This is a genomic window from Mucilaginibacter sp. 3215, from assembly GCF_050433785.1.
GTDB lineage: Bacteria > Bacteroidota > Bacteroidia > Sphingobacteriales > Sphingobacteriaceae > Mucilaginibacter.
This window is the reverse complement of sequence record NZ_JBNPWO010000002.1, coordinates 482,603-501,303: the sequence shown is the minus strand read 5'-3', so window position 1 is coordinate 501,303 and position 18,701 is coordinate 482,603. Positions and strand designations below refer to the sequence as shown.

The 18,701-nt window shown below is 43.9% G+C and carries 15 protein-coding genes; 8 read left to right on the top strand and 7 right to left on the bottom strand.

The annotated features are described in order from the left end of the window. Positions 1-267: 267 nt before the first annotated feature. Positions 268-1,713, top strand: coding sequence for a phytoene desaturase family protein (locus ABIC84_RS05790; RefSeq protein ID WP_429262950.1), 1,446 nt, complete (start codon positions 268-270; stop codon positions 1,711-1,713). Between the two features lie 87 nt (positions 1,714-1,800). On the opposite strand, the gene ABIC84_RS05785 is transcribed toward ABIC84_RS05790, so the two are convergent. Further along, on the bottom strand, positions 1,801-2,385 hold the full coding sequence (locus ABIC84_RS05785) for an RNA polymerase sigma factor (RefSeq protein ID WP_429262949.1): 585 nt from the start codon (positions 2,383-2,385) through the stop codon (positions 1,801-1,803). A gap of 140 nt (positions 2,386-2,525) precedes the next feature. Here ABIC84_RS05785 and ABIC84_RS05780 point away from each other — a divergent pair, with 140 nt between their 5' ends. The 3 genes from ABIC84_RS05780 (at position 2,526) to ABIC84_RS05770 (ending at position 8,787) form a co-directional block, all read left to right on the top strand. After that, positions 2,526-3,695, top strand: coding sequence for a FecR family protein (locus tag ABIC84_RS05780; protein WP_429262948.1), 1,170 nt, complete (start codon positions 2,526-2,528; stop codon positions 3,693-3,695). 139 nt (positions 3,696-3,834) lie between these two features. Continuing rightward, positions 3,835-7,257, top strand: a complete 3,423-nt coding sequence (locus ABIC84_RS05775; RefSeq protein WP_429262947.1) for a TonB-dependent receptor — start codon at positions 3,835-3,837, stop codon at positions 7,255-7,257. Between the two features lie 9 nt (positions 7,258-7,266). Beyond that, the gene (locus ABIC84_RS05770; RefSeq protein WP_429262946.1) at positions 7,267-8,787 is read left to right on the top strand and encodes a RagB/SusD family nutrient uptake outer membrane protein; all 1,521 of its coding nucleotides are present in this window, start codon (positions 7,267-7,269) and stop codon (positions 8,785-8,787) included. A gap of 217 nt (positions 8,788-9,004) precedes the next feature. Here the strand turns inward: ABIC84_RS05770 and ABIC84_RS05765 are convergent, their stop codons facing one another. Continuing rightward, positions 9,005-9,457 carry a pyridoxamine 5'-phosphate oxidase family protein gene (locus tag ABIC84_RS05765; RefSeq protein ID WP_429262945.1) on the bottom strand — a complete coding sequence of 151 codons (453 nt, stop codon included), beginning with the start codon at positions 9,455-9,457 and terminating at the stop codon, positions 9,005-9,007. A gap of 395 nt (positions 9,458-9,852) precedes the next feature. Here ABIC84_RS05765 and hemA point away from each other — a divergent pair, with 395 nt between their 5' ends. Continuing rightward, the gene (gene hemA / locus ABIC84_RS05760) at positions 9,853-11,124 is read left to right on the top strand and encodes a glutamyl-tRNA reductase (protein WP_429262944.1); all 1,272 of its coding nucleotides are present in this window, start codon (positions 9,853-9,855) and stop codon (positions 11,122-11,124) included. Positions 11,125-11,358: 234 nt separating this feature from the next. Beyond that, complete coding sequence (locus tag ABIC84_RS05755) at positions 11,359-12,051, top strand: hemerythrin domain-containing protein (protein WP_091163614.1); 693 nt, start codon at positions 11,359-11,361, stop codon at positions 12,049-12,051. 14 nt (positions 12,052-12,065) lie between these two features. Here the strand turns inward: ABIC84_RS05755 and ABIC84_RS05750 are convergent, their stop codons facing one another. The 4 genes from ABIC84_RS05750 to ABIC84_RS05735 all read right to left on the bottom strand — a co-directional run bounded on the left by ABIC84_RS05750 (position 12,066) and on the right by ABIC84_RS05735 (position 17,434). Further along, positions 12,066-14,129: a heavy metal translocating P-type ATPase gene (locus ABIC84_RS05750; RefSeq protein WP_429262943.1), complete on the bottom strand. Its 2,064-nt coding sequence runs from the start codon at positions 14,127-14,129 to the stop codon at positions 12,066-12,068. A 38-nt stretch (positions 14,130-14,167) separates the two neighbouring features. Further along, positions 14,168-16,360, bottom strand: a complete 2,193-nt coding sequence (locus ABIC84_RS05745; protein WP_429262942.1) for a multicopper oxidase domain-containing protein — start codon at positions 16,358-16,360, stop codon at positions 14,168-14,170. A gap of 43 nt (positions 16,361-16,403) precedes the next feature. Further along, on the bottom strand, positions 16,404-16,907 hold the full coding sequence (locus ABIC84_RS05740; protein ID WP_429262941.1) for a DUF3347 domain-containing protein: 504 nt from the start codon (positions 16,905-16,907) through the stop codon (positions 16,404-16,406). A gap of 128 nt (positions 16,908-17,035) precedes the next feature. Then, positions 17,036-17,434 carry an HYC_CC_PP family protein gene (locus ABIC84_RS05735; protein ID WP_429262940.1) on the bottom strand — a complete coding sequence of 133 codons (399 nt, stop codon included), beginning with the start codon at positions 17,432-17,434 and terminating at the stop codon, positions 17,036-17,038. Positions 17,435-17,629: 195 nt separating this feature from the next. On the opposite strand from ABIC84_RS05735, the gene ABIC84_RS05730 reads away from it, so the two are divergent. Beyond that, positions 17,630-18,091 carry a DUF3659 domain-containing protein gene (locus ABIC84_RS05730; protein ID WP_429262939.1) on the top strand — a complete coding sequence of 154 codons (462 nt, stop codon included), beginning with the start codon at positions 17,630-17,632 and terminating at the stop codon, positions 18,089-18,091. Positions 18,092-18,143: 52 nt separating this feature from the next. On the opposite strand, the gene ABIC84_RS05725 is transcribed toward ABIC84_RS05730, so the two are convergent. Next, positions 18,144-18,269, bottom strand: a complete 126-nt coding sequence (locus ABIC84_RS05725) for a hypothetical protein (RefSeq protein ID WP_426588604.1) — start codon at positions 18,267-18,269, stop codon at positions 18,144-18,146. 36 nt (positions 18,270-18,305) lie between these two features. Here ABIC84_RS05725 and ABIC84_RS05720 point away from each other — a divergent pair, with 36 nt between their 5' ends. Continuing rightward, the gene (locus ABIC84_RS05720) at positions 18,306-18,680 is read left to right on the top strand and encodes a hypothetical protein (RefSeq protein ID WP_090525198.1); all 375 of its coding nucleotides are present in this window, start codon (positions 18,306-18,308) and stop codon (positions 18,678-18,680) included. Positions 18,681-18,701: the final 21 nt, after the last annotated feature.

Sequence of the window (18,701 nt, the reverse complement as noted above, 5' to 3'; positions counted from 1 at the left end):
AATCATGTAAATATTGACTGTATACGGAAAGTATAATTAATAGTTTATATGTAGATCAGGAATTAAGAGAAGGAGCCCAGGGGTTAGCAGATACACCTTACCGCCGGTATGATTGGAGGCCATTTGCAGGATAAATTGTCCGAATTTATCGAACGTAAAGGTAAGGCTACAAGAAATGATGTGTATATTGTGCCTGATAACTTAAATCGTCAGTGCGCGTTTTACTAAGGCAAATTAGTAGCGGGCAAATCCAAAATACAGATACCTGTGAAACCGGAAAAGCATGATTATGACGCAGTAATAGTCGGTTCGGGGCCAAATGGCCTTGCGGCAGCCATATTGTTGCAACAAAACGGACTTTCGGTGTTACTGCTTGAAGGAAAAAGTACTATTGGCGGCGGTTTACGTACTGAAGAACTAACCCTGCCTGGTTATAAGCATGATGTTTGTGCAGCTATTCATCCGCTGGCAGTTGGTTCGCCATTTTTTGAAACACTGCCACTGCATGAGCACGGCCTTGAATATATTTATCCTACAATATCTGCAGCGCATCCCTTTGATAATGGAACGGCCGCGGTACTTAAAAAATCCATTATTGAAACTGGCAGTCTGTTGGGTGCCGACAGGGATACCTACATCAAACTGATGGCGCGCCTGGTAACTTCGTGGCCCGGTTTGGCGCCTGATGTTTTAGGTCCGCTTACTTTTCCAAAACATCCGGTCCAGCTGGCTGCTTTTGGGCTGGCTGCTTTAACTTCAGTAAACTATTTGGCCAAGCGCTTCAAAACTGAGGAAGCCAAAGGGCTTTTAGCCGGGATGGCTGCTCATGGCATTCTACCGCTAACAAATCTTACCACATCGGCAATTGCTTTAGTGTTGATGGTTAACGGGCATCTAAAGGGCTGGCCGGTGCCTAAAGGTGGCTCGGTAAAAATAGCGGAGGCATTGGCGTCATACTTTACATCTATAGGGGGCAGGATAGAAACCAATACCTACATCAATAATTTTGATCAGCTGCCATCGGCAAAAACAATTTTGTTTGATGTTACGCCAAAACAACTGCTGCAAATTGCCGGGCATAAATTTTCATCATTGTATAAATGGCAACTGGAACGTTATCGTTACGGGATGGGTATTTTTAAAGTTGACTGGGCGCTTGATGATGTTATTCCGTTTAAAGCAGGAGAGGCCCGGCAAGCAGGAACGGTACATATTGGCGGTACGCTGAGGGAAATTGCTGCATGTGAACAGCAAATCTGGGACGGTTTGCACCCCGAAAAACCATTTGTACTGCTGGCCCAGCAAAGCCTTTTTGATAATACCCGTGCACCCCAAGGCAAGCATACCGCCTGGGCATACTGCCACGTTCCCAACGGATCAAACAAAGACATGACCGATTTTATCGAAAAACAAGTGGAGCGTTTTGCCCCTGGTTTCCGCGAACGCATCATAGGCAGGCATACTTTTAACACAGGGCAACTGGAAAACTATAATCCCAATTATATCGGAGGTGATATTAACGGTGGGGTAATTGACATTGGCCAGTTGTTTACCCGGCCGGTATTGCGCCGCTCACCATACCGCACATCGGCAAAGGGGATTTATATCTGTTCATCATCCACACCGCCGGGAGGGGGGGTACATGGGATGTGCGGCTACCATTCGGCCAAACGTGCTTTAAAAGATGTGTTTAACATCAGCATTCAATCGTAATTATTAATCAAAGCTCAGAAGTCCCAATAGCTCTCCATACCTAAAATGACGATAGGCTTCGCAAAGCCGTGCTCCACCTCCCCTACATTATTTAAAAAACATATAGTACAGGCAAAGCATCGTTGAAACTTGCTTGAAACAGCCCCTTAGGTGTTTCAACGCCACGGTTATCTGGTTTTCAACCGTTCGTTTGGATATTCCTAAGCGGACGGCGATTTCCTGGTTACTCAGGTTTTCCATGCGGCTCATATAAAATATTTCCTGGCAGCGCTTCGGCAACTTCTCCAGGTAATAACTCAGTTCCTGTAACAATTCCTGATTTTTGATCCGGAAGTCACCCTGGTTGTAGTCGGGGAAACTGCCTGCTTCCAGATTATCTAGTTCCAGGATGACTGGGGGCTTCGCTGCACGCATACGATTATAAACCTGGTAGCGGATGGCCGAAAGCAGAAAATTGGGAACAGATTCTATTTCCAGTTGATGCCGGCGATCCCAGATATTCAGGAAAACATCATGTACTGCTTCTTCGCTATTTTCACGGTCTTTCAGGTACCGGAGGGCAGTCTTATATAATCTTACCCAGTACCGGTCAAAAAGTACGGCGAACGCGTACTCATCGTCATTACGTACGGCAAGCCACAGCTCCTGATCACTAATATGAGAATTGTACATACAATTGGTTGGATAAAAGTAGGAAAAGCCGGTTAAAATTATTTAACATTTAAGCCTGAGTGGGAAAAAAAGTTAGAAATGTATGTGTGTGTCGTCATAAAATTTACACTAACACCATATAAACCTGCAATTGCAACCTGATGATAACTAAAAACGAGTTCCTTGCGCTGTATGAAAAATATATGAGCGGTCAATGTACTGATGCTGAAAAACAGCTATTGGATGCATACCGCGATGAAATGCAGTTGGCCGACGAGGTTTGGGATGATGAAGAGGTTAGTGAAGCCGATGTACATGCGCGGATTTGGAAAAAATTAACTGAAAGCAGACAAAAGGCTATTGTCATAAAACCTCTTAAACAAACAAGCTACAAATGGCTATGGGCTGCTGCTTCATTAGTTGCTATAGCCGTATTGGCTGGCTTGCTGTTTATGCCTGTTAAAAGGGATAATACGACAGGTACAATAGCTAAGAATACTAAAACAACCATATTACCCGGAAGCAACAAGGCGTATCTTACTTTGGCCAATGGCAATAAAATAGTACTTGATGACGCCAAAAATGGCCAGCTGGCAGCTGGGGCAGGCGTAAAAGTAAGTAAAGCAGCCAACGGTGTAGTGGTTTATAAATTTGACAAAAAGCCCGGGGAACAAGCGCATGAGGGCGACCCGCGGATCAATACCATTACTACCCCCCGCGGCGGCCAATACGAGGTTATATTGGGCGATGGCACCAGTGTAAAGCTCAATGCAGCCTCTTATATAAGATTCCCGGAGTTTTTTAGCGGCGCTACCCGCGAAATTGAATTGAACGGGGAGGCTTATTTCGAGGTAGCAAAAGATAAGGCCCATCCATTTATAGTTAAGGCTAATGGTACACAGGTGCAGGTATTCGGCACCCACTTTAACATTAACGCTTATAGCGATAACCCTGATATTACCACCACCCTGCTTGAAGGCTCGGTTAAAATGAGTAAAGGCACAGCCGCAATAATGCTTTTACCTGGCCAACAGGGAACTGTAAACCAAAATGGTTCATCAATAAAAGTACAAAAGGCCGATGTTGAAGCCAATATGGCCTGGATAAACGGCTTTTTTATATTTCATGATCAAAGCATTGTGAATATCATGAAGCAGGTGAGCCGCTGGTATGACGTGGATATTGAGTATCAGGATACGCAGGTTCAGGAAAATGAATTTGGCGGTACCATCTCAAAATATAAAGACATTAAAGAATTGCTTGATAATATCAAGCTTACCGGTAGTATTCACTATAAAATTGAAGGAAGGAGGGTTATCATTATGAAGTAACCTCATACTTACATAATGCTATCCCAAAAAGAAAGTAACCAGGAGCGTTCGCACCGCCCCTGGCTCAATGCTACGGATAGCAATCAGGTCAGTTAACGATCATTTTTTCTCACAACCAGTTATTTAACCTAACATTCAAATGTACAAAAATTCTACTGCATTAAAGCGCGGGCAGATACCCCGTGCCGTATCAAAAATATTTCTGATCATGAAATTGTCGTTCTTTTTGTGTCTGGTTTCGATACTTCAGGTAAGTGCTTCAACCACGTTTGCGCAAAGGATAAGTCTTAGTAAAAATAACGCTTCGCTTGTTGAAACGCTTAAAGACATCCACAGGCAAAGCGGATATAGTGTACTCTACAATTCCAAAATGCTAAAAAAGGCACTTCCTGTAAACGTTGACCTTAAAGATGCGGGATTGGAAGAAGCATTGCAGCAATGTTTCCGAGATCAGCCTTTTAGCTATGTAATTAATAACACTACCATTGTAGTTACCCCCAAACCCGCCGAAAAGAAACCGGTACAGGTAATAACGATTACCGGTACGGTAAAAGATCAGAAAGGCGTGTCTTTACCGGGTGTTACAGTAAAGGTTAAAGGTACCAACACGGGTGTACAAACCAATATTGATGGCAATTATACCATTACTGTGAATGACAATAGCGCAGTGTTGGTATTCAGCTTTGTGGGTTTTGTTACCCAGGAGGTACCTGTTGGTAATCAAACCAAAATTGATGTAACGCTTAAAGAGCAAACATCGGCACTAAACGAAATTGTAGTGGTTGGTTATGGTACGCAAAAGAAAGCAAACCTTACAGGTGCTGTATCATCGGTATCCGGCGAGACATTGAATAAACGCCCTGTTGTTAACACTGCATCTATGCTTGAAGGTCTTGCACCAGGCGTGCAGATCAACACAGGCTCAGGCGAGCCTGGAAATGAGGCCGTATCTATCCGGATCCGCGGTAACAGCACATTCAGTGGCGCCGGTTCTGACCCGTTGGTATTGATAGATGGTGTTCCCGGTAACTTCAGCGATCTTAACCCAACCGATATCGACAATGTATCTGTTTTGAAAGACGCTGCATCTGCATCAATATACGGTTCAAGGGCTGCCAACGGCGTGGTGCTTGTAACAACCAAGCAAGGCAAGGCCGGACAAATGTCTGTTACTTACGATGGTAACTTAGGGTACAACAGCCCTACCAAAATGTTTAAACTGGTGACCAACTCTGCCCAATATATGGAGATGTTTAACCAGGCACGCATCAACAGCGGCACAACAGATCCTAACTCACTTTATCCGCAGGACCAGATTGATCTGTATCGTAACGCTACAGATAGGGTACGCTATCCTAATACCGATTGGCTGAGCCTGATATTCAGGACTGCTGTAACACAAAACCATAACCTGACGTTTAACGGTGGCAGTGAAAAAACTACGTATAACGTGTCACTGGGATATGTTAACCAGGACGGTATTGAAAGGGGCTTTGATTATAAGCGATATAGCGCACGGATCAATCTGACTTCAAAGATTAACGACCATATAAAATTTGGTACCAACGTATTGTTAAAATCAGGCACCAGGGATGCTGTAGCCGGTAACCCTTCATCACCAAGTCAGTGGGATGGTTCATCTATGGACCTTTTCCTTTCGGCCATGTCGCAGGCGCCTACTTATGGTCCATATTTAGCTGATGGTAGCGGGCGGTACACCTACAAAGCTTATGACTTTGAGTATAACAATAAAAACCCGATAGCTGTACTTGATCAAAACTTCAGAAGGATCACCAATGATTATGCTGTAAATGCTCAGGGCTGGTTTGAGGTGCAGTTTACTAAAGATATTTCCTGGTATACTAAAGGTGCTGTGAACTTTAACATGGATAAGTACAAGGACTTTAAAGCTACGCTGGATGAGTATAATTTCCGCACTAATCAACTGGCAACATCTCTTGACCTGGGTAAAGGTTTAACAGATCAGGACGAGCAAACCGTATATACCAACCTGTTCAGTTACCTGAACTATGCACACAATTTTCATGGGCATAATATTAAAGCACAATTTGGTTACAGCATTGAGCAAAGTAAATATCAATATTTATCCGGATATCGTAAAAACTTTGCCGATCTGGACTTGCAGGAGTTAAACGCAGGTGGTTCTGATATTCAAAACGCAAACGGAACCAGTAACCAATGGGCCTTAATGTCTTATTTCGGTCGTGTAAATTACGACTATAAAGGGCGTTACCTTTTAGAGGGCAACATTCGTGATGACGGAAGTTCAAAATTCGCCGGTAAAAACAAATGGGGTGTATTCCCATCGTTTTCAGCCGGCTGGAGGGTTACTGAAGAGCCTTTAGTAAAAGCCATGAATTTAACCTGGCTGGATAATTTCAAACTAAGAGGTTCATGGGGACAGTTGGGCAATCAAAACATAGTAATGAACGGCTATGGTGCCAACTATCCGTATCAGGCTTTATTGAACTTTACCGGCAATTATTCTTTTGATAATTCGACACTGTTAACTGGCGTAGCTCAGCAAAACCTCAACAATCCGGCTATTAAATGGGAAACCACTACTATGACCGACATTGGTTTGGATGTAACAGTTTTCAAAAACTTTAATTTAACTGCCGATTGGTATAATAAAACAACGTCTGATATTTTAAGGCAGGCACAGGTTACCGCAGCTGTGGGCTTAAGTGCACCTACTATTAATGACGGTTCGGTAAATAACAGGGGTATTGAACTCGGTGTATCATATAATAATGTAATTACAGATGGTGCTTTAAGAGGCTTAGCCTTTAATGTAGGGGCAAACGTTGACCATAATACAAACAAACTGGTGAAATTTGGTCAAACTGAAATCAACGATTATAAAATTAACCAAAACGGGCAGCCATGGAATTCATTCTACATGCTGCAAGTTGTCGGTATCTTCCAGTCGGCACAAGAGGTAGCCAATTCTCCTAAACAGTTTTCTGACTCTACCTTACCTGGCGACCTGAAATATAAAGATGTAAACGGCGATGGTAAAATTGATCAAAATGACCGTACAATAATCGGTGGTGTTTATCCAAAATTAAACTACTCATTTAACTTATCGGCCAGCTTTAAAGGCTTTGACTTATCAGCCATGATGCAAGGCGTTTACGGTGTTAAATCTTATGTATCAGGTTGGGGCACAATACCATTTGTACAGGGATCTTCACCAACTACCGATTGGCTGAATGCCTGGACTCCTGAGCATCCTTCAGCCACTATGCCGCGTCTTTATTTCGGGCAAAGTGCACCTGATAAAATAGGCCGCAGGTCATCGTATTTCCTGCAGGATGCATCGTATTTGAGGCTTAAAAACCTGGTGTTTGGTTACACCCTGCCGTCACAGCTTACCAAAAAAGTAGGTATCAACAGGTTAAGGGTTTATTTCGCGGGCGATAACCTGTTAACCATAACCAAATTTAAAGGCCTTGATCCTGAGCGTTATGGTAGCGGCGACCAGGTGCAGTACCCGCAAAATAAAATCTACTCTTTTGGTTTGAACGTTTCCTTTTAATTAGCCCACATGAAAAATCGAATTATAATAACCATCATATTAATTGCATCGCTGTTTTTAGGCGCATGTAAAAAGGCTCTTGATCTAAACCCCAACGATCAGATAGCCACTTCAACTTTCTATAAAACGAAAGCAGACTTTGACGCGGCTTTGGCAGCGGTTTACGCTTCCCTTCAGCCAGAAGAATTTTCCTATGGCATGGGCTTCAGGGATGGCTTTACTGATAACGGCTACAATCAGTTTAATTCGGGTGCTGCCAAGGATTTTGTGCAAGGCAACTTTAACCCCACTACAGGTGGTTATGAAACTGCCATTTATAACGATAGTTATATAGGTATTACAAGGGTAAACCTGTTTTTGCAAAATTTAGGTACTTATAAAGGTTCAGATATATCTGATAGCCAGCGTAAGGTGTATGAAGGCGAAGTAAGGTTTATCCGGGCTTTTCTATACTTCCAGTTATATAGCATATATGGTGATGTACCATTGGTTGTGGAACCGCTTAACCTCAGCAATCAAAAGCAATCTAAAGTACCTGCGGCGCAGGTGCTTGCCCAGATCATTGCCGACCTGGATTATGGTATTGCCAATTTGAACGCTGCAGCTTATTATGCTAACGGCGGCCACGCTGCAGCTTCATCTGCAAAGGCATTAAAGGCAAGGGTTTTGTTATTTGCAGCATTTGGCAGCACTGGTACGCCTGATGCCGCCATGCTTACACAGGTTAAAAACCTATGTCTTGATTTGATGGCACAATATAAACTGAGTACCAACTTTGAGGATGTTTTCAGGGATGCAACCCAGAAAAATAATACCGAGATCATGTTTTCGGTTAACTTCCTTGCGCCAAACAATACAGCTCCGTGGGACATGTATTACGGCGACTGGGATGCCTGTGCGCCTATGCAAAATATGGTAGATGCCTACGAGTGTACTGACGGACAACCATATGGCACTTCGCCATTAACCGATACCAAAAATCAGTTCAAAAACCGCGATCCAAGGCTGGCCAAAACAGTATACGCCGATTCGGTTTATTTTGGCCCTGGCAAAGTTCACCATCCTTCAAACCTGAGGCCTACAGGCTACGGAATTATCAAATTCCTCGAACCGAATAATATCCCTTACGGCTTTTCAACCCTTAGCCAGCAGGATGCGGTTATACTGCGTTTAGGTGAGGTGATGCTGATGTATGCAGAAGCTCAAAATGAAATTGCCGGCCCTGATGCAACAGTTTATAAAGCTATGGCGGATTTGCGCGCAAGGGTAAATATGCCGGCTTACCCGGCCGGGTATACCAAAGATCAGATGCGTGAACGCATCAGGCACGAACGCCGTGTTGAGCTTGCTTTCGAAGGCTTGCGTCACTATGATCTGTTAAGATGGCATATTGCCGGCCCGGTACTTAACGCGGTAAAAACCAGCCTTATCAATTATCATTTTGAGGATAAATTTTACCATTGGCCGCTGCCTCAAACAGAAATTGACAAGAGCGGAGGCGTACTTATACAAAATCCGGATTACAAATAGCAACCGGATCTTAAAAACCAGAGGCGGCCTGTCAATGAAGCGCATGCCAAAATCTGGACAACAGTCTTAATTATTTATGTGATGAGCCCGGTATTTTATCGGGCTCATTCCTTGTAGGTTGAGTCTTATCTATTCAAAAGCTTTTGTCCATTATGTAAAAGCTAAAAGCAGAATGCAAAAAGTCTAAAGATTAACGTGTTGATTATATTTATGCAGCTCAATGATGTTCAAACCTGCCGGTGACCTTGTCTATCCTGATCTTATAGACGATCAGGTCGATCTTGTCGCCAATATCATACTCATTTGCGGTTATACCATGGGAGGGATGGTCTGTAGCATGTTCCACCAGTGGCATAACCCGGTGGATCAGTAACTGCATTGTCTGCTCTTGTTCCGCTATGTCTGTAATTTCTTCAAATGTACCCCAGGCTATTACACTTTTCCAGCTAAAGATGTTTTTTATATCATCAACTTCAAAACAAACTTTAGGGTTTTTTCGCATCATTTCAATTTTCTTTCCCGGACCGGAATGCGCATAGATTACGCCATTCTTGTATACATAGTTAACGGGTACGATATACGTGGTGCCCTGGGCATGACACCCTAAACGGCCGATTACCTGCTGGCTAAGCAACGCTTCAATTTCCGGTTGTTCCAATTTTCCTAACATAACGGCGAATATTAATTGACCAAAGCTAAGCTCATCACTGTTTAAACAAAATGCTGCCGGTCAGTTAAGGGCATGATCGCCGTCACATTTGTGTCAGTATCCCTCGAGCTGTTGATGTTGTGATACATGTTATGCATCCCGATCTGCCGGCTGTTGTACATCATCGCAATCACAGGGATATTTACCTGTGATTGTTTTTTATGTTGCTTTATTAATCAATTGGACCGGTTTCGGGTGTACAATCAATTGTATAAGTGACGGCCGTCACTATTTTAACCTGCCGAACATCGCAACTTTACCTCATAAAAATAATGTTATGAAAGTAGTTGAGGTAAGCTATGCCGCCAGTAAACGAACGGTCATTTCCCTGTTATACAATTTAAAGTTTTAAAAGCGTGAATAATAAGAGCAGCATAACTGGGATCGAAAATTTTTACGCGGTCGGAATTAATTATAAAAAATCGGACGCCCGGCTTAGAGGCCGTTTTGCAATTTCAAACGAGCAATATGAAGCCATATTGAAAGAGGCCGGTAATTATGGCGTTAGCTCATTATTTATCTTGTCGACATGTAACCGTACCGAAGTCTACGGAGTAACCAATACGCCAAATGAACTGGTTAACCTGTTATGCAGTGTTACCAATGGCGAAATAAAAGAATTTAAGGGTCACTGCTATAAAAAGGAAGGCGTTGGCGCGGTTGAACATATGTTTAACGTTGCAGCTGGTTTAGATTCGCAGATACTTGGAGACTATGAAATTATCGGGCAGTTTAAACAGGCAGTAAGGTTTGCGAAAGACCGTGGTTTTATCAATACCTTTTTAGAAAAGCTATATAACACTGTTTTGCAAGCTTCAAAGCAGATCAAAAATCAAACTGGCCTCAGCAAAGGAACTACTTCCGTATCATTTGCAGCTCTGCAAGCCATTAAGCAATATCATGCTAATGCCACAAACATATTGATTGTAGGGGCAGGTAAAATGGGGCAGCGTGCATGTAAAAACATTAAAGATTACCTGGGGCAAAAGGTTCATATTACTTTGGTTAACAGGACTGTTGATAAGGCAGAGCGGCTTGCCGAAGAAATGGACGTTAGTTATGGCCATATAGCAGATATGCCAACACTCATTTCTCCGGCAGATGTTATTATTGTAGCCACAGCTTGCGCTACACCCGTAATTTTTAAAGCTGATCTTGAACATTGCAGTGAAAAACTGATCATAGATTTGGCAATACCCAACAATGTTGAACCCGCAGCGTCAAAATTACCGCACATTAAACTGGTTAATATTGACGAACTCTCGCTTGTTAACAGTGAAACTATTCAGAAAAGGCAAAGTCAGGTTATTGCCGCGCGAGAGATCAACAACCATTTCATCAACAGGTTTGTTGAATGGTGCGAACTGCGAAAAAGCTGCATAGTGGTGAATGCCATTAAAAAACAGTTAACCTCCATTTGTTTAAGCCAATCCAAATCCGCCGGCTGTGTTGCGGGCTTTGTATCTTCCACGGATGAACAAAGAATACAGCAAATATTAAACGGAACAGCGGGAAAAATGAAAGGCGTTAACAAAGCCGGCTGCCATTACCTGGAGGCTTTAAATGAATTTATGTCGCCCCCGGGTTTACCAACCAACATATTAAATCCTGAGCGAACGTTAATATAAATAACAATAGACAGCCAAGGCAGATGTTTGAGGTTATCGGATAAACGGAAGTAATATCAATTTTGCCTGAATATAACCGGGGCATGAAAGAGATTATTAAATAGCGAATAAGAAAAAGAGGATTTCCAGCGTTCAAAATATCATAGTACCTTTATTACTAAACATATTTTGCAGTATTGCCTGATACAGTACGATTTTTGTTAGTCATTGATCATCATCTTATCTGACTTCGCTATGGAAACCGCAAATCAACACCGCAGGGATTTTATTAAGACAGCCGCCATTGGGTCACTAACCGGGCTGACATTGTTATCAGCTTGTAATGACAACGATGATGAGGAGGATCAAAAAGTATCGCCACCCGAGGATCTTATGCAGGAGCACGGTTTACTGAACCGGGTGCTGCTCATTTATGACCATTGCAAAGGCCTCCTAATAGATAAGCAGGGTTTCCCGATGGAAGCATTGTTAAACTCGGCTGGCATTATTCGCACCTTTGTTGAGGATTACCATGAAAAACAGGAAGAAAACTACCTGTTCCCACGTTTTCAAAAGGCCAACCAGTTAACTGATCTTGTACAAACGTTGCTGGCGCAGCATAAGGCTGGGCGTACTATCACGGATGAGCTCATGCAATTAACTAAGTCTCAAAACCTGACCGATACGGAAAAACAGCAGCTTATTACCTTGTTGAATAATTTCAACAGGATGTACCGCCCGCATGAAGCGCGCGAGGATACCATTTTATTCCCCGCCTTCCGCAAGATCGTATCCCATCATGAATATGACGCGCTGGGTGAGGAATTTGAAAATAACGAACATAAACTGTTTGGCAAAAACGGGTTTGAAGGGATGGTTGAGAAAGTGGCCGGTATTGAAAAGTCTTTAGGCATTTATGAGCTGGCCCGGTTCACGCCAGGCACCTAACTGCAAATTGCCAACTATTTTTTGTTACCTATCGATAACAGGCTGGCATTAATGGCCACCACTACCGTGCTCACTGTCATGAGTACCGCGCCAATTGCCGGGCTTACCATAATACCCTGATTGTACAGAACGCCTGCCGCCAGTGGCAGGGTTATCACATTGTAACCAGTTGCCCAGGCCAGGTTCTGTGTCATTTTACGGTAGGTGGCTTTACCAAACAGGATCAGGTTAACGATGTCTTTAGGATTGCTGTTTACCAGCACAATGCCGGCGGTTTCGGCAGCAACGTCGCTGCCCGAGCCAACAGCAATGCCAACGTCGGCCTGGGCAAGTGCGGGGGCGTCGTTTACACCATCACCTGTCATTGCTACAAACTCGCCCTGTTGCTGTAATTCTTTGATCTTTTCCAGTTTTTCATGCGGCAGTACTTCGGCAAAAAAGCCATCCATTTTCAGCTGTGCGCTAACACTTTCGGCAACCTGCTTATTATCGCCGGTTAGGAGTATCGACTTGATACCGTTGTCGTGGAGGGTTGCTATCGCTCCCTTTGATTCCTCCCTGATGGCATCGGCAAGGGCAACAAACCCGGCAAGTTTTTCACCGATCAATACAAATACCACAGTTTCGTTACTGGCCACCTTGAAATTTGCGGGAAGGCTGATGCTATTTTCTTTCAGATAACCGGGACTGACCACTTTGATGTGCTTTTGGTCTGCAACCGCTTCAACGCCTTTACCTGTGATGGCTTTAAATTGTGTTACTTCGGGAAGGGTTAGTTTTCTTTTTTTAACTTCACTTAAAATGCCTGTGGCTATCGGGTGTTCTGAATTGCTTTCCAATGCCCCCGCCAGCCTAAGTAATTCATCCTCGCTTTTCAGTACCCCTTCGGTAAACACCATCCTGGATACCTCAAATTTTCCTTTAGTTAAGGTGCCGGTTTTATCAAAAACTATAGACGTGATCTTTCGTGCATTTTCAAAAGCAGTCCTGTTTTTAATCAGCAGGCCATGTTGCGCCGATAAGGATGTTGATTTAGCTACCACGAGGGGAACAGCCAGGCCAAGCGCATGCGGGCAACAGATCACAATAACGGTCACCATCCGCTCCATGGCAAAAGCCAGGTCGTGCCCCAGGCTAATCCATACCACGAACGTAGTTATACCGGCTAAGAGCGCAATGATAGTTAGCCAACGGGCGGCTTTATCTGCTAACAACTGCGTGTTTGATTTAGCGTTTTGCGCATCGCGCACAAGATCGATGACTTTGAACAAATAAGAATCTTTACCACTATGTGTAACACGAACTTTTAATGAACCGTTACCGTTCACCGATCCGGCAATCACTTGCTGGCCTTTTGTTTTTTGCACCGGGGCAGATTCCCCTGTCAGCATGGACTCATTCAGGTAGCTCTCGCCATCTTCCACCATACCGTCGGCGGGTACCTTTTCGCCCGGTTTAATTAAGATCAGGTCATTTTCTTTCAGGCTTTCCGTTTTTACGTCCTCTGTAATGTCTCCTTTAAGCACGTGCGCGGCTGAAGGCATGAGCTGGACCAGCAATTCGAGCTCGCGCGAGGCACCTGCTATCGATTTCATTTCGATCCAGTGTCCCAATAGCATAATGAGAATAAGCGTGTCCAGTTCCCAGAAGAAATCCATGCCCTTAAGCCCGAATACGGTAGCCGCACTGTACAGGTAAGCAACGGATATGGCAAAACCAATCAGGGTCATCATTCCGGGATTTTTCGCCTTTAGTTCCGAAAGCCACCCGGTCAGAAACGGCCGGCCGCCATAAAGAAAAACTGCCGTCGACAGCGCAAAAAGTATATACCGGTCGCCCGGGAAACCAATTTGCAGGTGCAGCCAGTGCTGGATCATTGGCGACAGGGCCAATATGGGTAGGGTGAATGCCAGCACCACGTAAAAACGCTTACGGAAATCAGCGATCATGGCTCCGTGATCATGCCCGGCGTGGCCCATGTCTCCATGCCCCATACCATTCCTTTCCTGATATTGTGCATGATCGTGACCTTTCATTTCAGGCATTTCGTGCTGGTGTTCATGATGCTGATGTTCCATAGTCGTTTGTATTAATTAGCTTTACTTACTGATAACTACTAATAGGTTAATGTTAATCCGGCGCCTAAGCCCATATCGCTGTCATAGTGGCTGGAGAAAGAAAAATTCTTATTAACGATATAGCGCAATCCGGTACTATATTCTTTATCGGTATTGCCTGTAATAGAAAACCGGAGCCTGCTGGTCAATGCAATATCCTCCCGGCCAAGTTGAAACCTGAGTTTGCCATTGCCATCAATACGGGCATCGGCCACAAACAGTAATGGCAAAGTGTAGGCCAAACCTGCAACTACCGTATGCCGGTTGTTTTTATTGCTGAACTGACCGAACAGGTTTTTTTCCTGTTCATTTGTTTTTTTATAATGATAATCAAATCCTGCATAAGCATACAGCCATTGCATACGGCCAAAGTATCTTCCAAACATCGTTTCACTCTCATATCCCTTGGTATTGTTTATTCCAAGGTGCCACATGGTAGAAAATTTCCAGCGGGTATTTGCTAAAGCCGCGTTGCCATCGCTGCCGTTTGTTTCCAGCCCCAGTTTGGCCGATGCATAGTATTTACGATCGTCGGCAGCTACTTTCTTAAATCCAGCTGCCGGGTCGGGCACTTCGGGGTTAGGCGGCGAGTTTTCGTAACTGAAGATCCGCCCCATACCGCTCATCATATGGTATAGGATATGACAATGGAAAAACCAGTCGCCGCTTTCGCTGGCACGGAATTCGATGGTGTCCCTTTCCATCGGCATAATATCCAGGGTGTTCTTCAGCGGCGAGTATTCTCCCTGTCCGTTTAATACCCTGAAATAATGCCCGTGAAGGTGCATAGGGTGACGCATCATGGTATTGTTATAGAGAATGATACGAACATTTTCTCCCCGCTTAATCAGGATCTTGTCAGATTCCGAAACGGTTTTGTTGTTGATCGTCCAGACATAGCGGTTCATGTTACCGGTTAATTCAAAATTGAACACTTTGGTAGGGCCGGTTGGAAGCGTTGTCGGTTGAAGGGCTTTCAGCATACCATAGTTCAGGGTAACCGGCGGCTTGCCTTTGTCAAGTTCGGGATACATCACGGTGTTCATGTCCATTACCTGGGTAGTCATCTTCATTCCTTCCATTTCCTTCATGTTACCGTGCATATCCATCATGTCATTCATCATTTTCATGCCGTCAAAATATTTCAGCTTAGGCAGCTTTTTAGCGGCGTGTTTGGCACCGCTGCCCAGCCAAAGCGACGTATATTTGGTACGATCTTCGGGTGTCGCCAGGAACTCATAACTGCCATCGGCAGGGATAGTAACTATCAGGTCATACGTTTCTGCAACGCCTACGATCATCCGGTCCACCTCAACAGGCTGAACATCTTCGCCGTCATTGGCAACAACTTTCAGTTTGCCGCCCGCCCAGCCAAGCCAGAAATAGGTAGAAGAACTTCCGTTAATTACCCGCAGTTTCACCTTGTCGCCGGCTTTAAATTCGGGAGCTTGGTTTTCGGCCTTGCCATTGCTGAAAAAACGGTCGTAGTAAACATCGCTTACATCCATAGCCGTCATGCGTTTCCATTCATTGGCCAGCTTTGTTTTGAAATGCCCGGTTTGTATCGCCTGCAAATAATTCTGGGTACTGCCTTTACGGATGGCATACCAGTCTGTGGCATTATGGAGCCGGCGCTGTACCTGTTCCGGGTTTTCATCGGTCCAGTCGCTTAGCAGCAGGGTATATTCCTTTAAAGGGGATGGCTGTTTTTCATGAATGATAAATGCCCCGTACAGCCCGCTTTGTTCCTGCGTCATGGTATGGGAGTGGTACCAATAGGTTCCGTGCTGCACCATCGGAAATTTGAACAAGTGCGTTTCACCAGCCTTGATGGGCGTGGTGGTGAGATAGGAAACGCCATCATACCGGTTGGGCAGGATCAGCCCGTGCCAGTGGATAGAGGTTTCCATCATCATTTCATTGTGCACATAGATCTCGGCAGTATCGCCTTCGGTAAATTCCAGTTCGGGTGCAGGGATACTGCCATTTATAGCCATAGCCGGCCGCTGTTTGCCGGTATAGTTAACGGTGGTATCATTGATATATAAGTGGTAAATCTCCCGGTTACCTGTTTTGGTGAAAAACGGAAGATGCTTGCTCTGAACGGCAGACTCCATTTTCATCCCCGAATGTTGGGCAATGGAACTGACAACAGGCAGCAAAAAAAGGAACAATAAAATAAACTTCTTCATGGTATTAAAATGTAAGGCCGGAGTAGATGCCCCGGCCCTTTAATTACTTAGCTGCAGGCAAAGTTTCTTTTACAGCGCCACAGGTTAACATTTGATTGCCATAGTAGGGGTTTTGAATGGCGGCGGTTTCACTTAACCAATATGATTTTTTCATCGGACAATAGTCGCGGTAAAGAGGAGCATTGTTTAGCTTAATTGCTTGTACGGTGGCGAACATATTTTCTGAAAGGCTGGCAAAATGTTCACGCTGATGCGTGATGTCATCGCTTTCCGAAATATGACGGGCATCGAACTGCAACTTATCCGCATATTTTGTCCAGGTAGTTTTATCAGCTGCCGAAAGCTTGTCGACCGGAAATGAACTGATTGCAGCCAGCAACATTTTGGCTTTGGCATTGGTTGCAGACGCGTCGCCGCTGATCAGGGCGTTTTTTACGCCATAATAGGCCGAAAGTACATCCGCTTTGGATGAAGTGTTTTGTGCTTTAACCTGGTTAAAAGCAAATAGCATGATGATGGCGAAAACGAAAATTTGAATCTTTTTCATGATATAGAAATGGTTAAGTAATGAATATCATTTCCCGCCGTAGCAGGAAACTATGAATTAAAGAAGTTTTAGGGTTGCAGGATAGCCATAAGAAAGCTACCAGGCTTCGGATTGAAGCAAAAGGAAAATCAAATGCGGAAGGTGCAGTTGCGTAAAAAAACAGGTAGGGTGGTGACAAATGGCGGTGACTGTCCAACCGGATGACTAATTTTCAGCGGCAGGTAATTGTAAGGCACCAACCCGAAAAGCGGTATAACCAGCAATGCGGGGCTTGTTCCCAGGCTAATCTGGCTGTATGTTAGTGAACTGCTCTTTTCCGATTTCAGTTGCTGGTGTTTATCTGTACAGCATTTTTTTGCAGCCTTGCCATGGTAGTTCATACCGCAGGTATTGCATTTTTTGCCCTGCTCATCATGCCACAACGCAACTTTGACCAGCCTGCCCATGCAGTACTGATAATGCAATGTTGCACCCGAAGAAACCCCGAGGTACAGCACAGCTAAAAAAGTTACGAACAGTTTCTTCATCACGGTACAAATATGAGCAAATTAGTAAAGTGTTGTTTATAGAATTTCCTTTTCTTTTTATGTTTTTTTGGATAGATCACCTTCCAAACATAGGATAAACCATCCTTGCAATAAATGATAACTATTACTTTTTTACATGTTGATGATCAGTGATTTGCTTTTTCAAATGCCGGTATTTTGGTAAAAAAAACAATCATGAAAAAACTAATCACGGCTATTTTGTTTATTACGGCTGCGCTATTATGGAATAGTGCGCCTGCATTTGCGCAAACAGAACCTAAGAGCGTTCCTGCCAGCGAAATTCATATTAATAAAAAAGGAGAAATCCATGATCACGGCGGCACGCTGCTCGGGTATATCAGTAAAGATGATATCGTAAAAGACGCCAGTGGCAACAAAGTTTATTTTATTGACCGGGACGGTAACGTAATCGATGCCAAGGGCAATAAACTGGGCAAAGCCAGGAAAGACGGTTTTTATTTTAATAATGAGGGTGAAACCGTACTTAAAGTTAAGGATAAAGATGCCGAAGAATGCGAAATCCTTGATCCCGCAGGACATAATTTTGGCACGACCCACAAAAATTATAAGCTGCATGCGTGCGCAGCGCATTGTTTTTGGCTAAAAAAGAAAAATACGCCACACCCGGTGCATTAATTAAAGGGAGTATCACAACATACTCCCTTTTCTGTTTGTTAATTCAACGCTGCTAATCATCGCTTTCATAGTTGTTGTTTTTGAGCGAGGGTTGTATCCCCACTGTCCTGCTCAGTCCGTAGTTAAATATGACGGAGATCATTTTTGTTTTTGATTGTTTACCCTTATCAGATTTCATCCGGCAACGATATTTGTACTATAAAATATTCAAACGATGGAAGCACTTATCGAAGACACTGAACTGGAATTTGAACTTCAGGAAATTTACCTCACTGGTAAACAATGGCTGGCAGACCTGGCCTTCATGGATAATGAGCATGCCTTTTTAACAAAACTGCTGGCTGGCGAAAAAAGCCCGGCCAGGCATATGGAAGAAGGGCTGCACTCCGCTATGCTTGAGCAACATGACCTGCATAAAGATATTCTTCATTTCATAAACAAAATAGAACAATTGATCGTTGTTCCGGGAGCTGTGATCGGGTTATCGCTGATAGATGACTTTATTAGTTTACAGATCAGGGTAGGGGGCGCTTTATTGGCAATGAAGGACCTTAAATTGGCGTTTACAGGCATAAGGCGGGCTGCTTAGTTCCACAAGAAAACTTAATTT